Source organism: Porcincola sp. LCP21S3_C12 (assembly GCF_052118625.1).
Taxonomy (GTDB): Bacteria; Bacillota; Clostridia; order Lachnospirales; family Lachnospiraceae; genus Porcincola.
Genome location: NZ_JBQKGW010000012.1, coordinates 57,436 through 81,526, shown reverse-complemented (window position 1 = coordinate 81,526; position 24,091 = coordinate 57,436). Strand labels below are relative to the sequence as shown.

Below are 24,091 nucleotides of genomic sequence, written 5' to 3'. Positions count from 1 at the left end.
CTTGAAAATCTGTTATGTCTGACAGAGATGCCGATATTTCCTTTTATCATTAGTGCTCTGCCGGCGCCGTGGCGGAGCAGTAATGCAGATTCTGAGATCTTACGATTTGTTTTCTGGAACAAGAGTCAGGGAAAAGGTAAAGCTGTCACTGTCAAAAAGATATTCTTTCTTCGGCCTTGGACCGCAGCTATTGGATCCGATTCCATCTTGGCGGTAGTCGATATTCAGGACAGTGTATCCACTCGGCTTCAGTTCCCAGTTGTGTGCTTTGGCGGTCAGCTCCTCCTGTGTGTAAGGTGATGCATTGAAGGAGAATGGTGCAGGGCTGATGGCGGTCAGAGAGAGAACACCATCTGTGATGCTCAGGAAATCGCAGTTCGTGTGGCTGCCATTTTCCTGTGGCTTAATATAGTCTTCATGCATAGAGGAAACCTTATCTGTGAACATGGCGTGCCAGCATGCCTGATGCTTGTCGATATAACTTTCCGTGGGACCAAGGCCAAGATAGCTGACGTCCTGCATCTGTTCTGGTAGGAAAAGCCGCAGACCAAAGCGGGGAAGATCGGGAAATTCCCGGTTCTTGTAAACCTGCATGTCAAGGTTCAGTGTCCCGTCGGGACCAATCTTCCAGGTCTCCCGGATGTCCAGAATCTTCTGCACGGAAGGAGCAATCAGTCCGATATGTGCAGTGATTTCAATGTTGGCTTTATTCTCGGCGAATGCCCAGGAGGTTTCGTAGGCTCTGATCAATGTGTGGTTGAACATTGCCTTTTCCCATTCCTTCCGGATGTACATATCATTGTCAGTGGGGGCTCTCCAGATATTGAGTTCCATTGGCTGGGCAATAAGATCGTTGTCATCCATTGTCATGTGAGAGAAGAGACCGGTCAAACGGTTAAAAGTATAGGAAAAATGCTTCCCTTCGATCTGAATCTCATCTTCTGTTGCTGTAAGGCGGAGAGGAGTATGAGCAGATCCTGACACGGCAGAAATCCTCTTCTTCAAATGCCGGACAATCTGATTTCGGGAGTCCGTGGTTACCAGGGGAACCTCATCAAATCCGAGAAGAAAGCCTTCATTCCGGAAAGAGTCTGCTCTTTTAAGACGATAAATAATCTTTAGCCACGTTTTGCCTTTTTCTGGAGCATTGACTGAGAAAGGAATCCATTTGTCTTCGCCTGGAAGAATGGATGGCATTTCTTCTTCCGGAATTCTTCCGCTGTCTGTGAGCATTCCGTCGCATCTGATTTCCCAGTAGATATCAAGATAATCGGAAAGGTCTGTGTCATGAAGCTCATTCTTCACCAGCAGGCCGATCTTTTCATCCCAGAGGATAACGCGGGCAGGACGGCAGACGTTTTTGTATTCGAGAAGTGCTGTATGAGGTCTTCTGTCGGGGTAAACCATACCATCAACGCAGAAGTTGCCATCATGGAGAAGTTCACCATGATCTCCACCGTAGGTGTAAATCTTCTTGCCTTCAACTGTTACACCTTCATCGATTGCATGATCGCACCATTCCCAGACGAAGCCTCCACACATGCAGTCGTACTGATCGATCAGGCGGAAATAGTCTTCATAGTCGCCGGCACCATTGCCCATGGAATGACAATATTCACACATGAGGAATGGCTTATCAGGATTGGATTCACAGTACTCTGTCACCTGATCGAAGGCAGGATACATCCGGCTGTAAAGATCAATGTTCGAATAGTCATATTTTCTTTCTTTCCCGCGGTAATATGCGCTCTCATAATGCGTGAGTCTTCCGGGATCCTTGTCTTTGGTCCATGCAAGGGCTCGTTCAAACGTGCATCCGTACCCACATTCATTACCCATGGACCAGACAAGGACGGAAGGACGGTTCTTATCCCGCTCAACCATCTTCTTTATCCGATCCAGCGTAGCTTCATTGAAAGCGGGATTATCTGAGATCATTTCGTTCCATCGGGCGGCCCGTTCTTCATCGGTATCTTTCTGGTAATACAGCATCCAAGGACCGTGACTTTCATTATCGGCTTCATCAATAACCATGAAGCCATAACGGTCGCACATCTGCAGAAACATAGGCGGTGCGGGGTAATGGCTGGTCCTGATAGCATTGATATTGTGCTGCTTCATTAGAGAAAGATCCTTTTTCATAGTGGCCACGGTCTGAACATAGCCATTTACAGGATCCGAATCATGGCGATTGACACCGCGGAATTTGAGCTGCTTTCCGTTGAGGAGAAGGACATTTCCATCCACATTTACTTCGCGGATACCGATGGTTTCTTCAATGACCTCTCCAGGGGTAGACAGCACCAGGGAATAAAGCGCGGGGTGTTCGCTGTCCCATAATTCAGGATGATCAAGCGTAATAAGGGTTTCATCGGTAAAAGAAACAGAGACAATCTTGTTCCCTTCCGGGTCGAAGAGATCAGCTGAGACTGGGAGTGGATCATCTGCACATTCTGTATGAATTGAAACAACAGCAGAATCTCCTTTGATCTGAGTTTGAATAAAGTAATCGAAGATGAAGTTCGCAGGACGATTCATGAAATAAACGTCACGGAAGATTCCGTTCATGCGGAACATATCCTGGTCTTCCAGATAGCTTCCGTCGCACCATTTTAGAACCAGAACGGCTAGGGTGTTCTCACCTTCCTGAAGAAAATCACTTACTTCAAACTCAGAGAGGGCATGGGAAACCTGACTGTAACCGACATAACGTCCATTCAGCCATACGTAGAAGCAGGAGGCAACACCTTCAAATTCCAGAAAACAGCGTGGTACCTCCGGATCCTTATGATACTCAAAAGAAGTGAGATATGCTCCGCAGGGATTGTCGATAGGAACGTAAGGTGGATCAACCGGGAAAGGATAGCGAATGTTGACGTATTGATGCTGGTCAAAACCCTGTGTCTGCCACATCCCAGGAACATGGATTTTTCCGAAGGCCGATGAATCAAAATCCGGGAGCCAGAAGCGGTCTTCCATCTCACGAATACTGTCGTAGTAGCGGAATGCCCAGTCTCCGTTCAGAAACTGCAGTCGGTCTGACTCCTCTCGGTGTTCAACCGGATCTGGTATCATTTCGGAGGCTGGGACATAATATGCGCGGTCAGGCATTGTGTTCTCGTGGAGAACATCGAGATTTTCAAAATTGTTCTTTACAACCATTGGGAATCTCCTTTCTGTATCACATGAGGTTTCAATCTATTTCATGACATTACCATGTCATGCATTTTATTGACTCGGAACAGAATTCATATGATGTTCATCCATTGCTGTCATTTATTTCTGTTTATCTGTAGTTTATCGGTGTTAATGAGAAATTCATATAAAGAAAAATAGATGAAACATGCACAAAATGATACAATATCTGAAAAGCCGGGGTCGGTGCGACAGCAGAAGGCTTCTGGGAGTGTGAATAATGTATCATCAAGGGGAAAGTCGTTATGCCTGAGGAAAAAGATCTCATTGTCGATAACGCCTACTATAAGAATAACCGGATAGACTTTAAGGACAGAAAACATCCGCTGTTTGTTGGCAGCTGCGGGATGTTCCGTTTGATCAGTCGGCCGCGGCTTCCGACGTATAGACCGAGAGGAAGGCTCGACTTTCAGCTGCTGTATGTGGCGCATGGCAGAGCTTATTTCTATTTCAATGGGAAACGACAGATCGTCAACGCAGGTAATATGGTGCTGTACCGTCCGAGAGAAGAACAACGGTATTATTATTACGGTGTTGACCGGACTGAAGTTTACTGGGTTCACTTCACTGGAAATGACGTGACGAATATCCTTCGAAAGTACGGATTTAAGGATCATGAGCATGTAATCTATACGGGTACGTCCGTTGAGTATAAGAATCTGTTTCAGAGGATGATCGAGGAGCGAAAAGGAAACCGGACGGATAACGAAGAACTTCTTGTAATGTACCTGCGGGAAATCTTTATCATGATTCACAGACTGGACGGAGAGCATGTTACACCAAAGAATCCGTTCCTGTCTGAAGAAATGGTACATGCCGTTGCTTATTTTCACGAGAACTACAGGAAGCAGATCAGCATAGAAGAGTATGCGGCTGCAAGAGGAATGAGCATCAGCTGGTTCATTCGAAGTTTCAAACGATATACGGGGCATACACCAAATCAATATATTCTTTCCATTAGAATCTCTAATGCGCAGATCCTTTTGGAGACGACTGCGTACAGCGTGCAGGAAATTGCCTCTGTCGTTGGCTATGATAATCCGCTGTACTTCAGCAGGCTTTTTCATAAGCTGTGCGGACAGTCCCCGAGAGAATTCCGTGATCAGTTTAAAGAAGAAGAGAAGGACGTAGAGGGCCGTAAAGAGAAGGACGGGATTGAATTTGGCGAATGATTCTCTTCTGCACATCCGGGAGAACAACAAGAAATAGTCTGATTACTGTAAGAACATCAAGTAGGGAGAAGAGACGCCTGTGGATCAGTTGTATCCGCGAGGTTGTCTCTTTTTTATAAGAGCCTTTTTATAAGAGCCTTCCGCCGATAGTATGTCCTTTCTGGAATCCCGAGCTCAAGGCAGGCTTTATTAAGGCTGGCACCATTGGAAACCGCCTCTTCGATCAGCTGGATAGCTTCTTCGCGGTCTGAGGCGCTGATCGCGGCGGACGATGGGTTATTAACGAATAAAGTGCAGCAATAATCTATGGCATTGTCAGATATTCTGACCCGAAATTAATGGTGCAGCTCTCCTTTCTTGCATATAATCGGGATGAAGAGGCAAGTTATATCGTTCCTATGATGCCGCTTTGAGTTCGTTAAGGCTGGGAAACAATATTTTGTTATGGGAACAAGTATTGCAGCATAAACTGCTTCCGATGATTGGATAATGGAGATCCTTTTCCAGCGGCACCTTCTTGCCATGATCCTGCATTACCAGCCCGTTCTTCAAAGGGTCGAGCGTTATATTAATCTTTACATCATTCATTTCTTTCCTTTCCGCCCGGAAACAGTTCTCCAGGCTCATTCAGATATATTCGATTTGGCTTTCCCTGCCCCTGCCGTTCCTTCTCAAGTAATCCCTTTCCCTGCAGCTCTGTCATGAGCTTTCCTGCCGTTCTGACCGAGCACCCCAGTTCTTCTGAGATCTGCCGGATTGTGAAATAAATGTATCTCCTGCCTTTTTCGTCTTCCCAGCAATACTTCTCAGCAAGGCAGGTCCGATAACGGAGAAGTCCATATAGCTGTCTCGACAATGGCGTTATCTCTCGGTATGGCTGCGCTTCGTACAATGACAAAGGAATTTGCGTAAAGCTGTTCTGTTCCGGCTTTTCCGTCCGGACACTATTCTGGAATAATTCAGATTCAGTTTTTTCCGAAAAAAATCGTATCATAATCGTATCACGACATAAAAAAGGCCCGAAACCATGTTTTTTTAACATGATTTCAAGCCTTGAAATTACTAGATTTGTTTACTTAACCTCTAAGCCACTCTAGACTCACTCGAGCTCTTCGATTGAAAAGGGGTTAGAGGTCCATAGATCCTATATCAACGCGCGAAACAGTTCGCTTCTGAACTGTTCTCTTCTGATTCATGAATTTACGGATGATTTGAATGTCATTTTATTGTCACGAGTGACAATATCATTATGCCGTGGAGTGGCGTCCATTGCAAGCTGTTTTGACCCAATCTTGGGATTTTACAAGCGTTCTATCTTTTCGTCACCGTCAGAGATATGCATCTGTAAGAACCTGCCGAAGATCAGATGCTTTTACACCGTGTATTTTTAAATTCTTAAGATCCTGATCCGTAACATTCATCTCGTCGATGAAAACGGTCATATCCCTCCTGATTTCCTCAGGAAGTTCACACCGCTCCAATACCATTTCCGATGCTATACGTATAACATCATTCCGATGCTTTTTCAGGTCCCGTGAATCTACATGAATTCCTTGCTGTATTTTCTCTCTCAGATCTAGCCATGCTTTAGCCTTGAATGGAATCAGCCAGCTCGGCCTCAGCACAGAAACGCCTCCGATAATATCACGTCCCTGAAGTAAGGCTCCGTAGTATGCATCATTCAATAGTATTGCGGAGAGACTGGAAACGCTGTCATCAATATGCACAGGTGTCAGAGAGTTATCATAATCAAGTAAATACTCTGATCTGGCAAACAACTCAATCATCAGTGGAAATCTGTCATCAAGTGGTTTATCAAATCTGTAAAACTGCGGTTCACCGCTCGATTTTGCTCTGTTCTGATATCCGCCTTCGTGAATGAAGTTCCAGAAATGCTCTCCGAATTCTTTTGTAAGAGCCTCTACGATAATTACAATATCCAGATCTCTTGTCGCACGGAAATCTGATCCAATGTCTCCGAAGGAAATATCACAAGCGGCTCCTCCAATCAGTACATATTGATCCGTAAAGTCTGAAAAATAGTCGCGGAATGTATCAAGTCCTTTTACCATACATACTTCTCCAACATTTCATCAATTGATTTGCTTATACGCGGTTCCTCCAGTTCATCATCACTTAAACCGAGCATCAATGAAAATGGATCTATTGCTTTCTTGTCTCCGAAAGGTATCTTATACCCAACTTCCTGTACGATGCACTCAGGTATATCTCCGACTCCGGACAGCTTATCCAGAGAAAAATCAATCAAAGAAAGTTCTTTTTTCGCAACTGCAATATAACGGCAGTCCGGTTCATTCAACAGAGAATAATGGGAAAGAGCCGATAGTCCTGATAGCGTGAAAAGTCGTTCTGGTTGCTCCTTAAGCGCATAAATCTTCACAATCGGATTACGGAGTATGGGTCGAATCTGCTCCCACATAGCTTTTTTATCCGTATCAGCGGTAAAATTCCTGGCACGATACTTCACATTTAGATACGGAACATTCAGTGCTTCCAATTCGTCAAAGCTTCGTGTAATAGACATCTTGGAAACGTTCATTAATTCCGCTGCTTTCGTTACGTTTACGTTCTCCCAGTTCTGATACAGGGAGCAGAGAAGCAGCTTCTGCGTCAGAAATGATATCCTGCCGCACGGAATGGTTTTTTTCCCTTTCTGATCATCTAAAAGAATTCCAATAAAGGGTAGGTATATCTGGTGGTTCTCCCATATAAAAGGTATTCCTTCTTCCAGCAGAGTATCCCGCGTATAGTAGTTAATATTCTTAAGAAAAAGAACACATTTCTGACCGGTTAATATTTCTATCTGCCGATGTTGCTTTCTCAAGTCCACAAGAGTCATTTTTTCAAACGGTTCAGCAGCGAGTACTTTATAGCCCCCAATAATCAGCCAATAAAATGTATACGTTCCCCTAAGTGCTAGTGGTAACTTATTTGCCTCTTCATAAGGAAAGATCTGAACATACTGATGAAGGATTTTTTCAATATACTCTTCCAATCTGTTACCTCTTAATGCATGGAAAGTGAAAGTTCTGGTCATTTTTAATTGTAACTTATTTTACGTTACAATTCAAATCATTTCCAATAGACTTCATCTCCACATCAATCGTAACGTAGTATTCAATCCTTCCAAAATGCCGGAAATATCGCTCGTTATTTTACAATGCTTGTAGGAGGCATGTTTCCTCTTTTCATTTCGTCTCTCACTCTTCCCACCTGTTTCAGCATCGAATACCGATTCAGGGCATTTTCCGCCTCGAAGACATTATGCTGCAGACATTCTCCTTCTTCGCCCAGTTCCCTTTTCTCTTCTTCATATTCATCCACAATGTCTTTCGGAAAAAAATCTTCGAAATGGAACGGTTTCGTATGCCCTGCCTTCACTTCTTCTTTCGCTTTGTCCAGTTTATTTATAGCGTCTTCGAGACCTTCCTGCTCGTATCCGAACCATGATGCTTCATATAAAACATCAGCCATAAGCTCAAAAAGGTGATGCTGTGTATATGGCGCGTCCGATACAAGAAAGCTCATAATTTCTTCCTGCGCTGTGAACTCATACGCGTATGGCGTAAGATCAGCATCCGCTTTTTCGAGAATATCCGACTGCAGGAACATTTCCGTTATCGGCTCGATCATCCACTCCGATTCATCCAAACCAGGATAGGAAAGCAGAATGGAAACCTCTTCAGAAACGGAAGGAGTAAGAGAAAGAAGCCGCTCAATGTATGCGTGGAAATTTCCTCTCCTATTCTCATAGTATTCTCTTATTTTCTGCATCACTTCCGGCGGTACTGACATAGCGCTGACATCTTTGAATGTCCCGTATTTACTGCAGTATGTATCATACAATTTGTCCGGATCAAGAGTCTTTAAGTATTCCTGTACTATTTTCATACACAATTTCTATATTCTCCATTTGGCGTGATAAATGGCGGGATAAATCAGTTCAGTCACCGTCCCATATGCAATCCGGCCGCATCTTGGCAAGTGCCAGAAGCTGATATAAAGGTTTTATGGCGTTTGCCGCTGTCGACCTCCAATAATCCGAATCAGGTCCTTCATACCAATCCACTGTTTCATCGCGCCATGAGTACTTGATTCCGCTCTCTATAGCTTTCAGCAGATCTTCTATGGCGTTCCCTTTTTCATCATATGCTACTTGAATTTGTCGTTTTACCGTAATCCATTCGCTGGCTTTTTTGTATTTTTCTTCCAGCTTCTCAATCATGTTGGAAAGGACCGGTATGCTGTCAGCGCCTGACAAGCCATAGATTGTTCTGATGCCATTCTCAGGATACACTTCTTCGTAATAGCGCGAGTAGTTGTATGTGACATTCAAATCAGCCTCAGTATTTAATGCCGGTGTAAATGTGTGCGTTTCAGGATGATAGTCCGCTTTGTATGTTCCTCCAATCATGAAATGTCCCGGAACCTCTGCCATCCTGCCTGTAACAGGATCATTTAAGGAAATATCGTAGCTCATAGCTGATCTCCCTGCTGTCGTTGTATCATGATTTCCGTTCAGTAATAATTATATCCATTGGATAAATTATAATTGATTCTCAGCCCAATATCAAATAGAATCAAATAGAGTATTTAAGAATTTTTCCAGAATCCAGGAGATAATGAATACATATGGCTTTCAGTCCCGAGCGGTTACAGGAAATCCGCACCAGCCTAAATATCAATAAATCAGAAGCAGCAAGAATGCTTAATCTGTCCCCTATGGGATACTGGAGATATGAAAATGGTGAGCGGATTCCTTCATACCAGATGATCTGCTTCATGGCACAGACATTTCACTGCTCTTATGAATATCTCTGCTGTGAAACAGACGATCCTTCTCCGACTGCGATCGTTGTATCCAAAAAAGACGATCCAATACTTTTCGAGATAATTAAAAGCATCTCGGATGATGAGTCCGGGATGCAAAAAAGAATGATCTCCTATTACGAAAAAATCAAAACGCTGAATGGCAAACAGCCGGAATAATTTTCGATTAGCAATTTTCCTTTATCTTCAGGCAAGTGGACGTGATCCGATTTATTACCCATGTTATCACCCATTACAGCACGAGTAGGTGGATGATAACCTCTCTTGAAGGTTATAGCCCACACCAGAACATTGCCGGGAACATGCCGAAAATTACATTATTGAATGAATAATCGTCAATAAAAAACAACAATAGCCACTCGCAAATTTCATCTCTTGCTACCAATTGCATATCACGATATCTTCCGATCCGCGCGTGGTAAAAAGCGCCCGGTGAAACGGTAAGCCACTCTCCCTGACACGTTTAACTTGCTGAGCTCAATCATTTTCACCTCAGAGAATGACAGAAGCCCTGTATTTTCAACGTTTTCCGGGTGTACTTTAACTTGCTTTTAATTTGCTCATGTAGTCTCATAGTTTGAAAAATATCCCGTTGTTGAAAATCTCACCCTGTCTGATGCATTCAGATGCTCCAAGTATCATCCTATTTGACCTTATAAGCCAAAAGATGCCAATACCGCGCCTCGTTACATGAGATACATTCCAAGCTGGGCATAACACCATACCAGATTTGCGTCTTTCTTATTCCCCAAAATTGCGAATTTAAGCATTTTGGGGATTAAGTAACCAATCAACAGCGTCAATAATACGAATTCCTTGATATTCCATTTCCGGCTGATAAGTCCTCGCAATCAGCATTCTCGGATATCCATCGTAATTTGCCCTCTTTCGGTCTTGCAAATATGCTTATGATTCACATTTTTATAAGCATATCTGCAAGACTTCCCAGTTAATAAATCCATCAAAGTAAAATGTTCCTGCCATTGACAGTCTATATCAAAAAAGGCACAGCCTCCTAAGCCATGCCTCAACGTAATTCTGTATTCTCTTTTCAAAGCTCCCTACCGGTTATACTTCTCCAGATACTCCTCAAACTTCTCGCAATTGACCAGCGGCGGGAGCATCGGAATGTGATAGACTGCACCCGCTTCATAGGCGAGTGTCTGAAACGCATACATTCCCATGCTGTACAGCTCACAGCCTTCATGCTATTATTCGAACTCGATTGTTCCCGGCGGTTTGCTGGTGATGTCATAGAAGACTCTGTTGACATGCGAGACTTCATTAATAATCCTTGAGGTGACTTTCTTCAGCACCGGATAAGGAATCTCGACGGAGTCTGCCGTCATGAAATCGACCGTGTTGACTGCACGGAGGGCGACTGCATAGTCGTAGGTCCGCTCATCACCCATGACGCCGACAGAGCGCATATTCGTCAGCGCAGCGAAATACTGGCCGGTTGTCTTGTCGAGTCCGGCATTCGCCATCTCCTCCCGGAAGATCGCATCCGCATCCTGCACAATCCGGACCTTCTCAGCTGTCACCTCACCGATGATCCGGATGCCCAGTCCCGGTCCCGGAAATGGCTGACGCATGACGAGCTTCTCCGGGATTCCAAGGTGCAGCCCGACCTTCCGGACCTCATCCTTGAACAGGTATCTCAGCGGCTCCACAATCTCCTTGAAATCGACATAATCCGGAAGACCTCCCACATTGTGGTGGGATTTAATGGTGGCGGATTCTCCGCCGAGTCCGCTCTCGACGACATCCGGGTAGATGGTTCCCTGCACGAGATAATCGACTGCGCCGATCTTCTTTGCCTCCTCCTCGAAGACACGGATGAACTCCTCCCCGATGATCTTGCGCTTTTTCTCCGGCTCGGTCACACCGGCAAGCTTGTCATAGAATCTCTGCTGGGCATTGACACGGATAAAGTTAAGGTCATACGGCCCATCCGGTCCGAAGACAGACTCTACCAGATCCCCTTCATCCTTGCGGAGCAGACCATGATCGACAAAGACACAGGTCAGATTCTTGCCGATGGCCTTCGAGAGCAGAACCGCGGCGACAGAAGAATCCACCCCTCCAGAAAGCGCACAGAGCGCTTTTCCATCCCCGATCTTCTCTCTCAGCTCCTGAATCGTCTTCTGCGCGAAGTCCTCCATCTTCCAGCTTCCGGAGCAGCCGCAGATTCCGATCACAAAGTTGCGGAGAATTTCCTTTCCGAACATCGTATGCAGCACTTCCGGATGATACTGGATCGCATACAGCTTTCGCTCCGGATCCTCATCAGATGCGCACGGGCAGTTCGCGGAATGAGCCGTGATCTCAAATCCCGGCGCCGGCTCCGCAATGTAATCGTTGTGGCTCATCCAGCAGACCATCGGGCTGGGGATTCCGTCATAAAGTCTGGAAAGCGGCTTATCGACAATGACTTCCGTCTTCCCATACTCACGTTCATCAGCGCGCGCAACCTTCCCGCCAAGCACATAGTTCATCAGCTGAGCGCCATAGCACAGGCCAAGAACCGGCACACCCAGCTCGAAGAGCTCCTTCGGCGCTGTTGCCGCCCCTTTCTCATAGACACTGTTCGGTCCGCCTGTCAGGATAATCCCCTTCGGATTCATCTTCCGGATCTGATCCAGCGGCGTTCTGTAAGAGTAAATCTCGCAGTACACGTTGCATTCGCGCACACGCCTGGCTACAAGCTGGTTGTACTGCCCGCCAAAGTCGATGACGATGACTTTCTCCTGATTGTCCTTCTCCATCCTTGTCCTTTCTGTCTTTTAAGTTACACTTGCTGTCCCTGCGCATGCAGAACGGCTGCACTTCTCGAAAACACCAGCAAAGCACACATAGACATCACTCCTGCGTGATTCCTAGATAGTTTCTGATCCGGTTCATCCGGTGCTCTGTATTCACAACGCCCATTCGGTATGCCCGATAGAGCTTTTCCGGATTCTTCTCAAGCCTTGCGACATCCAGCGGCTGGCTGGGAGCGATCACAAGGATCCGTTTCTGCTTCTCAAGCTCATCGATGTGGTCGCAGAGCCTGTTGTAGCGCTCATCCGCATGCATCATATAATCATACAGCGCCGGGAAGTTATGGTAAAGCCTTTGTTCAGCCCGGAGCTGTGTCTCCGGCTCCCCGGGATCCCGCCAGCCTCTCTCATGCGTTTTTACGACAATGATCTTCTCATACCCCTGGCTGATCGCCCAGTCGACCGGAATACAGTCTGAATTTCCGCCATCAAGATAGGGAATTCCATCAAGATAGACCATTCTGGAGAGGACCTGCATGCTTGCGGAAGCCTTGATGGCGGTGAACATGTCCGAGCAGTTTGTCTTCTCAAGGTAGGTGGGCTGACCGGTCAGGCAGTTTGTCGCCACCGCGACAAGCCGTCTTTCCGGACTCATGATCCGGAGAATGTTCTCATGATCTTCTGTCTTAAAGGTATCAAAGACGATGTTGAACCCGATGACGCCCTGATTTTTCCGGATGGCGCGAAGCCCGGCGTAGCTCGAATTTCTGCAGTGAGTAATGTTGAACCTGCTTGGCCATCCGATTCTTCCTGCACAGTAGCAGGCTCCGTAAAGTGCCCCGGCTGAAACGCCGATGACCGTCTGAATATTAATATTATTCAGCAGCAGGGTATCCGTCACGCCGCCCGTATACAGCCCCCGGAAAGCGCCGCCCTCCAGTACCAGACAGCCTGGCGTGAGCTCTCTGCCTGATCTTCCGTCCGGGATCCTGTTAAGTATTGTCTCAATATGTCTCATGAACAGCCACCCAATCCTGGAACGTTCTGTCATTTTCATCTGAACAGTGCTATTCTAGCAAATATCAGCCTGAAAGGAAAGGAACAAGATATGATACAGGATATCGCACCGCATACGTTCAATAATGAATATACCCCATCCGCCCCGAAGGATTCGGATTATGTAATCGTGGTTGATGACAGACGGATTCTCCTGAAAGAACACGCAGGCGGCCGCCTGATGCTTCCGACTGTCTCGGATCTTCTCCGCGATTCCGATCTCCTCTCTTCCCCTGCTAAATCTGCCTCTGAGGCCGCTGCAGCTCCCAATCCGGTCCCAGATCATTCTGCTTCGGACTTCCTTTCACAGACTCTGACCTATCTGTTCTCAATCGACGAGACATGTTTTTTCTTTCTTCCGGAAACGCCCGCCGCACGCGCTCCGTACCAGTATGTGAATGAGATGGTGCTCCGCGAGCTGGAGCATGATTATCTTTCATTTGGTGCCGCGACCGCCGTCCAGCTGGCGCAGTGGTACACGCTCCACCATTTCTGTGGAAAATGCGGTGTCGCGACGGTCCATTCAACAACAGAGCGTGCCGTCATCTGTCCGAAGTGCGGCCATATTTACTACCCTCGGATTTCACCGGTCGTGATCATCGCGATCACAGACAAGGATCGGATCCTGCTGACAAAATACAGCCGGAAAGGTACAAAGCGCCACTCCCTGGTAGCCGGCTTTGTTGAAATCGGGGAAACGCTCGAGGATGCCGTACGCCGGGAAACGATGGAGGAGGTTGGTCTTCGGGTGAAAAATATCCGGTATATCGAATCGCAGCCGTGGGCGTTTTCTTCCTCTCTGATCTCCGGTTTTGCCGCTGAGGTCGACGGCGATCCGACCGTGCACCTCAACACAGACGGAAAAGACGAGCTCGCCTCCGCGGAATGGATACCGAGAGACGAGCTCGCCTGTGAGGATCATTCTGTTTCCCTGACCTGGGATATGATTGGAAAATTCCGCAGGCAGGAGCTGTAATGGTTTGCCGCAGTACGCTGCCCGGCTGTCTTGTGTCTCCCGCAGCCCGCTTTCCCCTGCAGATCGCTGACCTTTCGGCCTTTCCGGCTTACCTGTCTCTGGTCCGCAGGAGACAGGAACAGCATGCGAAAGCCTGGCGCGGCGCGCTCCTGCAGCAATCGGACTGTCAGACCTCGTAGTCCAGGCAGGAACGTACCACGGTGTAAGGCCTGACATACGTGTCTGCCACCTTGACGTGGTTCGGATTGACGGCATATCCCTTCAGGGCAGCCGCGTCATCCAGCAGAGCATCCAGCATCATGTCCATGTTGGAGGACGCAAGTCCTTCAATATGGATGTGCATCTCACGAAGCCCGGGAACCACACCGACCAGCCCTTCCAGATGCTCCTTCGCTTCTCTCTTTACCTTCGCTTTCTCCTCTGCCGACAGCTCTTCCTTCAGTTTCCATAATATGACATGACGTACCATTGCTTTCCCCTTTCCGTACAGGACCGGTCAGATGGCCAGTCCCAGCGCTCTTCCAACAAGTGACACAATAAATGCTGCAACCCATGCAATCACACACTGGTTAATGATAACAAAGAACATCCACTTTGTCCCAAGCTCTCTGCGCACAGAGGAAACTGCCGCGACGCAGGGCGTGTAGAGCAGGCAGAATACCAGAAGGCAGAAGCCTGCCAGCGGCGTGATCGCTGCCGTGATGGCTGCCCGTGATCCGAACACCAGGTTTAATGTGGAGACCACGCTCTCCTTGGCCATGAAGCCTGCGATCAGAGAGGTCACAATCCGCCAGTCGCCAAGTCCCATTGGCCTGAAGATCGGGGCGACAGCTCCGGCGATAACTGCCAGGATGCTCTTTGAAGAATCCTCCACAATGTTCAGATTCGTCCCAAAGTTCTGGAGGAACCAGATGACGATGGTTGCCAGAAAGATGACCGTGAAGGCTCTCTGAAGGAAATCCTTCGCCTTGTCCCACATCAGCTGAAGGACATTCTTCGGACTCGGCATGCGATAGTTCGGGAGCTCCATGACAAACGGAACCGCCTCGCCGCGGAATGTCGTTTTCTTAAAGATCCATGCAACCAGCACGCCGGTCAGGATCCCCATCAGGTACAGAAGGACAACGACAAGCCCTGCATGCTTTGGAAAAAACAGAACCGACAGAAAGACATAGATCGGAACCTTTGCCGAACAGCTCATAAAAGGAGTCAGCAGAATGGTCATCTTCCTGTCTCGCTCTGATGGAAGGGTTCTCGATGCCATGACGCCCGGCACCGTACATCCGAATCCGACCAGCATCGGAACGATCGAGCGGCCGGAAAGGCCAATCTTCCGGAGTGGCTTGTCCATCACGAATGCCACCCTCGCCATGTAGCCGGAGTCCTCCAGGATCGACAGGAAAAAGAACAGGACGACGATGAGCGGGACGAAGCTCAGGACTGTTCCCACCCCTCCGAAGATCGCATCGCTCACCAGTGATCTGATCCAGCTGCTTGCCCCAGCCTGCTCGAGCAGCGCTGACACCTGCGCGCCGAGAGCGTCGATCCCCGTCTGAAGCAGGTTCTGCAAAAAGGCACCGATCACGTTGAAGGTCAGGTAAAACACAAGCCCCATAATCAGGATAAACATCGGGATTGCGGTGAACTTTCCCGTCAGGATCTTATCGATCTTCTGCGATCTGATATGTCCCTTGCTTTCTCTGGGTTTCACCACACAGGCACCGCAGACCCTGTTGATAAAATCAAAGCGCATATCCGCCATCGCGGCTGCACGGTCAAGCCCTCGTTCCTTCTCCATCTGCTGAACAATGTGCTCGATCATCTCTTTCTCGTTCTGATCAAGATTCAGCCGGTTGATGACACGCTCATCTCCCTCGACGACCTTCGAGGCTGCAAACCGGAGCGGAATATCCGCTTTCTGGGCATGATCCTCGATCAGATGCATGATGCCGTGCAGGCATCTGTGGACAGCGCCCCCGTCCTCGGACTCGGAGCAAAAATCCTGTCTGCCGGGCCGCTCCTGGTATTTTGCCACATGGATGGCATGGTCGATCAGCTCGGAAATGCCTTCGTTCTTGGCAGCCGAGATCGGAACGACCGGCACGCCAAGCATCTCCTCCATCTTGTTAATCAGAATAGAGCCGCCGTTCTCCCGAACCTCGTCCATCATATTCAGGGCGATGACCATCGGAATGTTCAGCTCCATCAGCTGCATCGTCAGATACAGGTTCCGCTCAATGTTCGTTGCGTCCACGATGTTGATGATGCCCTTCGGATGATTGTCCAGGATAAACTGTCTGGAGACAATCTCCTCGTCCGTGTAGGGGGACATCGAATAGATACCGGGGAGATCTGTCACCAGCGTATCCTTGAAGCCGCGGATCGCACCGTCCTTGCGGTCGACCGTCACGCCCGGGAAGTTGCCAACATGCTGGTTGGACCCGGTCAGCTGATTGAAGAGTGTTGTCTTTCCGCAGTTCTGATTGCCCGCAAGTGCAAATGTCAGGATGGTACCATCCGGAACCGGATGCTCATCCGCTTTGACATGGTACTTTCCGCCTTCACCAAGTCCCGGGTGAGGCACAGCCTGCCGAAGGTTATGCCGGTCTCCCTTCTCCTCCCGCGCAGCGGCTTCTCTCCCCGGGTCTGCTGTGTTTCGGTTCCCTGCTCCATGCGCTGCATCCAGCCCCTCGCGTACATCCCGGATCTCGATCTGCTTTGCGTCTGCAATGCGAAGCGAGAGTTCATAGCTCTTGATGCGGACCTCCACCGGGTCCCCCATGGGCGCATATTTCACCATCGTAATGTCAGTCGTCGGAATAATCCCCATATCGAGGAAATGCTGCCGAAGCTCTCCATTTCCGCCGACGACACTGACTGTCGCCGTTTTCCCAATCGGAAGTTCGTCTAATGTCATAATAATCCCTTCTGTCTGCTCCCATCTCCAAGAATCTACTTGACTATAAACACTCGTATCCAAGATGTCAACCGCAAGCCCAAGGCGCAGTCTGCAAGCCCAAGGCCCAGTCTGCAGCAAGTTTCCGGTGCAGTCTGCTGCAAATCCCAGCACAGTCTGCCGCTGCCGGGAGACCGGCCGGCGGAAGGCAGGAAAAAGCCCCTGTACACTCGCTGAGTGAGCGCACAGGGGCCTTTGTTCTTAAAGCAGATCGGACTTTCTGACAAATCCGGTTTTTCCTTCAGGTGCTGTCATTTCCTTCGTTCGTATGATCCTCGTCCACTTGTCCACAACCTCATTTTCGACATGGACACCGGGCCCGATCTCCACATAGGAGAGAATGATACTGTTCTTGACGACGGCGCCCTTTCCGACCTTGACACCGCGGCCGAGGACACAGTTCTCGACTTCACCCGCGATCTCTGAGCCATCTGCGACAACGCTTCTTCTGACAGCCGCTCCTTCCATGATGGTGGTCGGGCAGGCGTCCGTTGTGGTTGTATAGAAGGGCCAGTCGGCTGTGAACAACGACTTCGCCGTCTTCTGATCCAGCAGCTCCATATTGGCCTCATAGTATGCATCCAGATCTGCGATCGCTGCAAAGTACCCCTTGTGCTGAACTCCTCTGATCACCAGATCGGTCTTCCCAAGCCGGTACTCCAGCATCTGCGACATCGAGAACGCAGATGAGAAAGTGGCTGTCTTGTCAATCAGCTTCAGGAACAGCTCCCGTTTCATGATATAGGTATCCATGAAAATGTTCTGGCTCTGCTTGTTCGCGTGATTTCCGGAAAGGCTCATCACCATCTGTTCATCATCCAGCGTCATCACACGGCAGTTCAGGAAATGATCTCTCGCATTCGTAACCTTGTGATACAGCATGGTGATATCCGCGCCGGATTCAATGTGCTGCTGCAGAAGATCCGAAAAATCCTGGCGGAAAACCATGTAACACGGTGTGACGACCACATACTCCTCTTCCATCCGCTCCAGATAGTCTCTGTTTGCCAGATAGTTGGCAATGTCGGTGTTGTAAGCCTCGTTCCGGCTGTTCTCCTCGCAGTACAGAAGCTGAAGCCTTCCTCTCTTGGAGTTGATGTTGTACTGACGCCCAGTGCCCAGATGATCGACCAGGGAGCGCGGATACTTTCCGCCGATGAATACCTGGATGTTGTCGATACCGCTGTTACTCAGATTGGAGACCGGGAAATCAATGACTCTGTATCTTCCGAACAGAGGGATCGCCCCCGCCGACCGGAAATCCTGCAGACCGTAGACTCTGACACGTCTTGGAGTTGAAGTTACAATGCCGAATGCCTTTGCCATGATCACTCCACCCCCTTCACATTCTTAGAGACAAGCTCGATGTGCTCACTGTCTGCGCTGCCGACAACGGCACCCTTTCCGATCCGTACCCCATTGGCTACCATCGCCCGGGTGACCGTTGCGCCCTCGTCAACCACAGCCCCCGGCATGAGGACAGAGTCTGTGACTGTCGCGCCTTCCGCGACCTTCGAGTTTGTAAACATAACGGTGTGGGTAACCTTCCCGCTGCACTCGCAGCCCTGCGTGATGTAGACACGGTCTGTCTCAGCCTCCTCGCCGATGTAAGCCGGGAGGGTCGAGACATCCGCGGTGTAAATCTTCCAGGAATAAGCCCCAAGATCCAGTTCATCTTTCTTGTCCAGAAGATCCATGTTCGCTTCCCAGAGAGAATCGATGGTCCCGACATCCTTCCAGTAGCCCTTGAACTCATACGCCAGAAGTGTCCTTCCATCCGCGAGCATCTGAGGGATGATGTTCTTCCCGAAATCGTGGGCAGAATCCGGATCCTTCATATCCGCAACGAGCATCTTCCGGAGCAGTTTCCAGGAAAAGATATAGATACCCATCGATGCCAGGTTGCTCTTCGGGTGCTCCGGTTTCTCCTCGAACTCCACAATCCGGCCGGTCTCATCGGTATTCATGATCCCGAACCGGCTTGCCTCCCTGATCGGGACCCCGATCACGGCAATCGTCGCGTCCGCCTCCGCCTGGATGTGAGCCTTCAGCATCTCGGAGTAATCCATCTTGTAAATGTGGTCACCGGAAAGGACCAGCAGGAACTCCGGATTGTACTGGTCAATGAAATCGATATTCTGCGATATGGCATCCGCGGTTCCCCTGTAGACATCAAGCCCTGTTTCAGCCTTCTCACGGGGCGTCAGCACAAAGACGCCGCTGTCCTTCGTATCAAGCCCCCAGCGTCCGCCTCCCGCGACATAACTGTTGAGCAGAACCGATTCATACTGCGTCAGAACACCCACAATGTTGACGCCACTGTTCGCGCAGTTACTGAGCGGGAAGTCGATAATGCGGTACTTTCCGCCATATGAGACAGCCGGTTTTGCAACCTTTGAGGTCAGCTCATGAAGACGGCTCCCTCTCCCGCCGGCGAGAATCATCGCCAGCATGTTTCCCTGTTTCATGAATAATCCTCCTCACCTGTTCCTGTTTTCCTTTGAACTGACTTGCCCCGCCAGGATTTCTTCCGGGACAAATTCGTGGATGAAACCGTCACCGGACATCCATCGGATGATTTATTTTAGCACCGTATATTAGTTTAAACAAGGCAAATATCTGTTTCTGTAATCTCCCTGATATCCGCGTCGGGAAGCGTTGCCAGCCTCGTTGCCTGGTTTGTGACAATTTTTTCAAACAGGTTCCGGACATCCCGCGCATTCGCGAAATGAGGCCCTTTTTCTGCTTCCATTTTTCGGATTTTTTCCTCCACTTTCTCCTTTGCCTTGTCCGTCAGACGGTAGCTGTATTTCTCCGTCATGGTGTAAAAAATCTTCACTAGTTCGTCAGCCGTATAATCCGGGAATTCGATGTACTTGTTGAACCTCGACTTCAGTCCCGGGTTGCTGCCAATGAATTCCTTCATCAGTTCCGTGTACCCGGCGACAATGACGACAAAATCTTCCCGCATGTCTTCCATCGCCTTCAGAATCGTGTCGATGGCTTCCTGGCCAAAATCATTCTCCCCGCGTGCGAGTGTATAAGCTTCATCGATAAACAGAATGCCGCCCTTCGCTGCCTCGATCTTCTCCTTTGTCCGGATCGCGGTCTGTCCGACGTAGCCAGCCACGAGGTCCCCCCGGTCACATTCGACAAGCTGACCCTTCGACAATACTCCGATATCCTTGTAGATGCCTGCCAGAATCCGCGCAATCGTCGTCTTGCCGGTTCCGGGATTGCCGGAAAAAACCAGGTGGAGAGAGAATGGAACCTCCGGCAGCTTCTGTTCTTTCCGCCGCACCTGCATCTTCATCAGATTGGCGAGCTGGATCACATCCTTTTTGACCGACTCAAGACCGACCAGCTTCTGAAGCTGCGCGTAGGATGCACTGTCCTCAATCCGGGCCATTGCACGAATCGGACTTGCCCCGGCCTTCCCGTCCGCACCGCTGCCGTCTGCTGCCGGGATGTTTCTGTCTGTATCGTCTGTATTGTCTGTGTTGTCTGTGCCAGTCTCGGTGCCTGCGCCAGAAGCGTCATGCACTGAATCCGGATCGCCTCCGGCTTTTCCTGCCATGGCCATATACCGGAGCAGTTTCACAAATCGGTTATACGAATCGTCATCCGGGATGATCAGCGTCTGCTTTCCGTCCAGCTCGATCTTTGACAGTTTCGGCGTTGTGCGGATGTGCATCGGATGGCCCGGCTGATAATCTGCGCTCAGTGCCCGGTCTCCCTGATCGGCTTCCATATGGACAGCACGTTTCCTGACATCCAGGCAGATGGTCCCCTCTACCGGAAATCCGAAGCTGTCCTGATAGATCCCCTTCACGGCGAGCTGGTCACCGGTTTCCATATAGGCACTGATACACTGTATTTCATCCCAGTCATTCACATTACATTTTGAAGCCATAACACCTCCTGCAGGTTTTTCAGCCCTCTTCATCTGCCGGTTCCATCTTACCATATGGCCTGCAGGAACTGCGCATTGTTTTTCCCAGGTTCCCCTCTCATTTGCCAGACAAGCACCTCCTCAGGCAGCTCCCGAAACAAAATAAAAGCTGCCCATTCCGGGATCTCCCGGTTGGGCAGCTTTCTCTGTTACAATTACAGTCTGTCGTGGCAGGTTCTCGCGATGACGTCGAGCTGCTGCTCTCTTGTCAGGTCGATGAACTTGACCGCGTATCCGGATACACGAATCGTGAAGTTCGCGTACTCCGGCTTCTCCGGATGCTCCATCGCATCCTTCAGCTTCTCAACGCCGAAGACATTGACGTTCAGGTGATGAGCACCCTTCTCGAAGTATCCGTCAAGGACATTGACCAGATTCTCAGAGCGTTCTTCAGTCGAGTGTCCGAGCGCGCCCGGGTTGATCGTCTGGGTGTTGGAGATCCCGTCCAGTGCGTACTCATACGGTACCTTTGCCACGGAGTTGAGGGATGCAAGCAGTCCGTTCTGCTCCGCCCCGTATGCCGGGTTAGCCCCTGGCGCAAACGGAGTGAAGGCTTCTCTTCCATCCGGCAGCGCCCCGGTTGCCTTCCCGTACACGACATTGGAAGTGATGGTCAGAATCGAGGTCGTCGGTTCTGAATTGCGGTAGGTATGGTGCTTTCTGATCTTCTTCATGAAGGTTTTCAGCAGCCAGACCGCGATGTCGTCCGCACGGTCATCATCATTTCCATAGCGCGGGAAGTCGCCTTCGATCTTGTAATCAACCACAAGGCCGGTCTCGTCACGGACCGTCTTCACCTTTGCATACTTGATTGCTGAGATGGAATCCACCACATGGGAGAACCCGGCGATTCCGGTTGCAAATGTTCTTCTGACATCGGTATCGATGAGCGCCATCTCGGCTGCCTCATAGTAATACTTGTCATGCATGTACTGGATCAGATTCAGGATGTTGACATAGAGTCCTGCCAGCCAGTCCAGCATGAGATCGTACTTGTGCATGACCTCATTGTAGTCCAGATACTCGGAGGTGATCGGCGCCAGCTCCGGTCCGACCTGCATGTGGCGGCCCTGCTTGTCGAGGAACTTCTCATCCTTCCCGCCGTTGATCGCATACAGCAGTGCCTTCGCGAGGTTTGCACGCGCACCGAAGAACTGCATCTCCTTGCCGGTCTGCGTTGCGGACACACAGCAGCAGATGCTGTAATCGTCTCCCCAGACCGGACGCATGACATCATCATTCTCGTACTGAATCGAGGAGGTATTCACAGAGATCTTCGCAGCGTAGCGGCGGAAGTTCTCAGGCAGTTTCTTCGTGTACAGGACGGTAAGGTTCGGCTCCGGAGCCGGTCCCATGTTCTCGAGGGTATGAAGGAAGCGGAAATCGTTTCTGGTCACCATGTGGCGGCCGTCCATGCCGAAGCCCGCGACCTCAAGCGTTGCCCAGACCGGGTCGCCGGAGAACAGCTGGTTGTAGGACGGGATTCTCGCGAACTTGACCATACGGAACTTCATGACCAGATGATCGATCAGCTCCTGCGCCTCCTTCTCGGTGATCTTCCCTGCAGCAAGATCCCTGCTGATGTAGATGTCCAGGAAGGTGGATATACGGCCGACGGACATTGCCGCGCCGTTCTGGGTCTTGATCGCAGCGAGGTATCCGAAGTACAGCCACTGGACAGCTTCATGGGCATCCTTCGCCGGTCCCGAGATATCGTAGCCGTAGGCCTGTGCCATCTCCTTCATGCCGCGCAGCGCGCGAATCTGATCGGAAATCTCCTCTCTCTGACGGATGACATCGTCGGTCATCGTCCCGTCCCCGCAGTTGGCAAAGTCTTCCTGCTTCTTTGCGATCAGAAAATCAATACCATACAGCGCGACACGGCGGTAGTCGCCGACAATTCTTCCTCTTCCATAGGTGTCCGGAAGTCCGGTGATGATATGAGAATGGCGAGCCGCGCGCATCTCAGGGGTGTAGGCATCAAAGACAGCCTGGTTATGGGTCTTGTGATATTCGTTGAAAATCTTGTGGAACTTCGGATTGATCTTGTAGCCGTAGGTTTCCGCCGCTTCCTCCGCCATCTTTATGCCGCCGTATGGCATGAATGCTCTCTTGAGCGGCTTGTCTGTCTGAAGACCGACAACCTTCTCCAGATCCTTCATGGAATCATCGATGTACCCCGGACCGTAAGCCGTCAGGCCTGTGACAACCTCCGTCTCGCACTCAAGAACGCCGCCTCTTCTGCGTTCCTCCTTCTGAAGCTCCTGGAGCTTTCCCCAGAGCCTGTCGGTCGCTTCTGTCGGTCCTTCGAGAAAGCTTTCATCCCCGTCATACGGTGTATAGTTATCCTGGATGAACTGGCGGACATTGACATCATCCGTCCATTTGTTTCCCTTGAAACCTGCCCACTCTTCTCTCATCATCTTTCTCCTCTCAAAATGGCTTCTGCTTCCTTCACCCGCTCCGGTGACGGGCTGACGGTTCCCTTCAGTGTATACGGGATGCCGAGTTCCTCCCACTTGTACGCACCGAGCGAGTGGTACGGAAGGACCTCGATCTTCTCAACATTGTGAAGGGTGCTGATGAACTGTGCCGTCCGCCTGAGGTATCCGTCGTCGTCCGTCCATCCAGGAACAAGCACATGCCGGATCCAGACCGGCTTGCCGATTCCGGACAGGTACTCCAGGCAGGCAAGGATGTTGTCGTTTGGCTTCCCGGTGAGTGCCTCATGGCGTTCCGGATCGATCTGTTTGATATCCGCCAGGAGCAGATCGGTCACTTCCATCAGTCTTTCAAATGTGTGGAAGAAAGGTTCCTGTGTCGTGAAGGGTTCCAGGGCCGTATCAATGCAGGTGTTGATTCCTCTTGCCTTCGCCTTTGTAAAAAGCTCCAGCAAAAAGTCCGGCTGCAGAAGCGGCTCGCCTCCCGAGACAGTGATTCCGCCCTTCGGCCCCCAGTAGCTTCTGTAGCGCTCTGCCCGGTCCAGCAGTTCATCCGCTGTCATGAGGGTGCCCTTCTTCATCTGCCAGGTATCCGCATTGTGACAGTATCTGCAGCGCATCCTGCAGCCTGAGACGAAGACCAGGAAGCGGACGCCCGGACCGTCTGCCGAGCCAAATGACTCAGTGGAATGGATGTATCCTTCGACCATAGTCTGCCTTTCTTTGATCT

19 protein-coding genes and 1 pseudogene are annotated in these 24,091 nt (G+C 49.8%); 3 read left to right on the top strand and 17 right to left on the bottom strand.

The window, feature by feature from the left end:
- Window positions 1-99: 99 nt before the first annotated feature.
- A complete protein-coding gene (locus ACTQ1N_RS07960; protein WP_441956241.1) occupies window positions 100-3,162 on the bottom strand; it encodes a glycoside hydrolase family 2 TIM barrel-domain containing protein in 3,063 nt (1,020 codons plus the stop codon).
- Between the two features lie 278 nt (window positions 3,163-3,440).
- Between ACTQ1N_RS07960 and ACTQ1N_RS07955 the strand changes: the two genes are divergently transcribed.
- Window positions 3,441-4,367, top strand: coding sequence for a helix-turn-helix domain-containing protein (locus ACTQ1N_RS07955; RefSeq protein ID WP_441956240.1), 927 nt, complete (start codon window positions 3,441-3,443; stop codon window positions 4,365-4,367).
- A gap of 580 nt (window positions 4,368-4,947) precedes the next feature.
- On the opposite strand, the gene ACTQ1N_RS07950 is transcribed toward ACTQ1N_RS07955, so the two are convergent.
- From ACTQ1N_RS07950 to ACTQ1N_RS07925, 6 genes and pseudogenes are all read right to left on the bottom strand, one after another.
- The gene (locus ACTQ1N_RS07950; protein ID WP_441956254.1) at window positions 4,948-5,070 is read right to left on the bottom strand and encodes a hypothetical protein; all 123 of its coding nucleotides are present in this window, start codon (window positions 5,068-5,070) and stop codon (window positions 4,948-4,950) included.
- A pseudogene (locus tag ACTQ1N_RS07945) lies at window positions 5,071-5,361 on the bottom strand (replication initiator protein A); the annotation flags it as partial.
- Window positions 5,362-5,695: 334 nt separating this feature from the next.
- The gene (locus ACTQ1N_RS07940) at window positions 5,696-6,439 is read right to left on the bottom strand and encodes a hypothetical protein (RefSeq protein ID WP_279198715.1); all 744 of its coding nucleotides are present in this window, start codon (window positions 6,437-6,439) and stop codon (window positions 5,696-5,698) included.
- Window positions 6,433-7,383, bottom strand: a complete 951-nt coding sequence (locus ACTQ1N_RS07935) for a hypothetical protein (RefSeq protein ID WP_279198714.1) — start codon at window positions 7,381-7,383, stop codon at window positions 6,433-6,435. Before ACTQ1N_RS07935 ends, ACTQ1N_RS07940 begins: the two co-directional genes overlap by 7 nt.
- Before the next feature lie 155 nt (window positions 7,384-7,538).
- The gene (locus tag ACTQ1N_RS07930; protein WP_441956239.1) at window positions 7,539-8,279 is read right to left on the bottom strand and encodes a DUF6557 family protein; all 741 of its coding nucleotides are present in this window, start codon (window positions 8,277-8,279) and stop codon (window positions 7,539-7,541) included.
- Window positions 8,280-8,331: 52 nt separating this feature from the next.
- Window positions 8,332-8,868, bottom strand: coding sequence for a hypothetical protein (locus ACTQ1N_RS07925; RefSeq protein WP_279198712.1), 537 nt, complete (start codon window positions 8,866-8,868; stop codon window positions 8,332-8,334).
- A gap of 152 nt (window positions 8,869-9,020) precedes the next feature.
- Here ACTQ1N_RS07925 and ACTQ1N_RS07920 point away from each other — a divergent pair, with 152 nt between their 5' ends.
- Window positions 9,021-9,377 carry a helix-turn-helix domain-containing protein gene (locus ACTQ1N_RS07920; RefSeq protein WP_279198710.1) on the top strand — a complete coding sequence of 119 codons (357 nt, stop codon included), beginning with the start codon at window positions 9,021-9,023 and terminating at the stop codon, window positions 9,375-9,377.
- 902 nt (window positions 9,378-10,279) lie between these two features.
- Here the strand turns inward: ACTQ1N_RS07920 and ACTQ1N_RS07915 are convergent.
- The 3 genes from ACTQ1N_RS07915 to ACTQ1N_RS07905 form a co-directional block, all read right to left on the bottom strand.
- Window positions 10,280-10,411, bottom strand: a complete 132-nt coding sequence (locus tag ACTQ1N_RS07915; protein ID WP_279198718.1) for a DUF6462 family protein — start codon at window positions 10,409-10,411, stop codon at window positions 10,280-10,282.
- Between the two features lie 18 nt (window positions 10,412-10,429).
- Window positions 10,430-11,986, bottom strand: a complete 1,557-nt coding sequence (guaA, locus tag ACTQ1N_RS07910; protein ID WP_441956238.1) for a glutamine-hydrolyzing GMP synthase — start codon at window positions 11,984-11,986, stop codon at window positions 10,430-10,432.
- A gap of 94 nt (window positions 11,987-12,080) precedes the next feature.
- Window positions 12,081-12,998 (bottom strand): patatin-like phospholipase family protein, encoded by a 918-nt coding sequence (locus tag ACTQ1N_RS07905; protein ID WP_441956237.1) that lies wholly within the window; start codon window positions 12,996-12,998, stop codon window positions 12,081-12,083.
- 90 nt (window positions 12,999-13,088) lie between these two features.
- Here ACTQ1N_RS07905 and nudC point away from each other — a divergent pair, with 90 nt between their 5' ends.
- Complete coding sequence (nudC, locus tag ACTQ1N_RS07900) at window positions 13,089-14,012, top strand: NAD(+) diphosphatase (RefSeq protein ID WP_441956236.1); 924 nt, start codon at window positions 13,089-13,091, stop codon at window positions 14,010-14,012.
- Between the two features lie 166 nt (window positions 14,013-14,178).
- Here nudC and ACTQ1N_RS07895 read toward each other — a convergent pair whose 3' ends face one another.
- From ACTQ1N_RS07895 to pflA, 7 genes are all read right to left on the bottom strand, one after another.
- The gene (locus ACTQ1N_RS07895; protein WP_441956235.1) at window positions 14,179-14,481 is read right to left on the bottom strand and encodes a Dabb family protein; all 303 of its coding nucleotides are present in this window, start codon (window positions 14,479-14,481) and stop codon (window positions 14,179-14,181) included.
- A gap of 27 nt (window positions 14,482-14,508) precedes the next feature.
- Complete coding sequence (gene feoB, locus ACTQ1N_RS07890; RefSeq protein WP_441956234.1) at window positions 14,509-16,929, bottom strand: ferrous iron transport protein B; 2,421 nt, start codon at window positions 16,927-16,929, stop codon at window positions 14,509-14,511.
- Window positions 16,930-17,169: 240 nt separating this feature from the next.
- A complete protein-coding gene (glgD, locus tag ACTQ1N_RS07885; protein ID WP_441956233.1) occupies window positions 17,170-18,294 on the bottom strand; it encodes a glucose-1-phosphate adenylyltransferase subunit GlgD in 1,125 nt (374 codons plus the stop codon).
- 2 nt (window positions 18,295-18,296) lie between these two features.
- Complete coding sequence (locus tag ACTQ1N_RS07880; RefSeq protein WP_441956232.1) at window positions 18,297-19,436, bottom strand: glucose-1-phosphate adenylyltransferase; 1,140 nt, start codon at window positions 19,434-19,436, stop codon at window positions 18,297-18,299.
- 134 nt (window positions 19,437-19,570) lie between these two features.
- Window positions 19,571-20,881: an AAA family ATPase gene (locus tag ACTQ1N_RS07875; protein ID WP_441956231.1), complete on the bottom strand. Its 1,311-nt coding sequence runs from the start codon at window positions 20,879-20,881 to the stop codon at window positions 19,571-19,573.
- Between the two features lie 194 nt (window positions 20,882-21,075).
- Window positions 21,076-23,340, bottom strand: a complete 2,265-nt coding sequence (pflB, locus tag ACTQ1N_RS07870; RefSeq protein WP_441956253.1) for a formate C-acetyltransferase — start codon at window positions 23,338-23,340, stop codon at window positions 21,076-21,078.
- Window positions 23,340-24,071: a pyruvate formate-lyase-activating protein gene (gene pflA, locus ACTQ1N_RS07865; RefSeq protein ID WP_441956230.1), complete on the bottom strand. Its 732-nt coding sequence runs from the start codon at window positions 24,069-24,071 to the stop codon at window positions 23,340-23,342. The genes pflB and pflA overlap by 1 nt, the downstream gene beginning before the upstream one ends.
- Window positions 24,072-24,091: the final 20 nt, after the last annotated feature.

Bases quoted from the DNA above. Each gene is read 5' to 3' on its own strand.
- ACTQ1N_RS07875 (WP_441956231.1), bottom strand. From the start codon at position 20,881: ATGGCTTCAAAATGTAATGTGAATGACTGGGATGAAATACAGTGTATC.
- feoB (WP_441956234.1), bottom strand. From the start codon at position 16,929: ATGACATTAGACGAACTTCCGATTGGGAAAACGGCGACAGTCAGTGTC.
- ACTQ1N_RS07880 (WP_441956232.1), bottom strand. From the start codon at position 19,436: ATGAAACAGGGAAACATGCTGGCGATGATTCTCGCCGGCGGGAGAGGG.
- glgD (WP_441956233.1), bottom strand. From the start codon at position 18,294: ATGGCAAAGGCATTCGGCATTGTAACTTCAACTCCAAGACGTGTCAGA.
- pflA (WP_441956230.1), bottom strand. From the start codon at position 24,071: ATGGTCGAAGGATACATCCATTCCACTGAGTCATTTGGCTCGGCAGAC.
- ACTQ1N_RS07940 (WP_279198715.1), bottom strand. From the start codon at position 6,439: ATGGTAAAAGGACTTGATACATTCCGCGACTATTTTTCAGACTTTACG.
- ACTQ1N_RS07930 (WP_441956239.1), bottom strand. From the start codon at position 8,279: ATGAAAATAGTACAGGAATACTTAAAGACTCTTGATCCGGACAAATTG.
- ACTQ1N_RS07960 (WP_441956241.1), bottom strand. From the start codon at position 3,162: ATGGTTGTAAAGAACAATTTTGAAAATCTCGATGTTCTCCACGAGAAC.
- ACTQ1N_RS07950 (WP_441956254.1), bottom strand. From the start codon at position 5,070: ATGACAGAGCTGCAGGGAAAGGGATTACTTGAGAAGGAACGGCAGGGG.
- nudC (WP_441956236.1), top strand. From the start codon at position 13,089: ATGATACAGGATATCGCACCGCATACGTTCAATAATGAATATACCCCA.
- pflB (WP_441956253.1), bottom strand. From the start codon at position 23,340: ATGAGAGAAGAGTGGGCAGGTTTCAAGGGAAACAAATGGACGGATGAT.
- guaA (WP_441956238.1), bottom strand. From the start codon at position 11,986: ATGGAGAAGGACAATCAGGAGAAAGTCATCGTCATCGACTTTGGCGGG.
- ACTQ1N_RS07955 (WP_441956240.1), top strand. From the start codon at position 3,441: ATGCCTGAGGAAAAAGATCTCATTGTCGATAACGCCTACTATAAGAAT.
- ACTQ1N_RS07920 (WP_279198710.1), top strand. From the start codon at position 9,021: ATGGCTTTCAGTCCCGAGCGGTTACAGGAAATCCGCACCAGCCTAAAT.
- ACTQ1N_RS07925 (WP_279198712.1), bottom strand. From the start codon at position 8,868: ATGAGCTACGATATTTCCTTAAATGATCCTGTTACAGGCAGGATGGCA.
- ACTQ1N_RS07905 (WP_441956237.1), bottom strand. From the start codon at position 12,998: ATGAGACATATTGAGACAATACTTAACAGGATCCCGGACGGAAGATCA.
- ACTQ1N_RS07895 (WP_441956235.1), bottom strand. From the start codon at position 14,481: ATGGTACGTCATGTCATATTATGGAAACTGAAGGAAGAGCTGTCGGCA.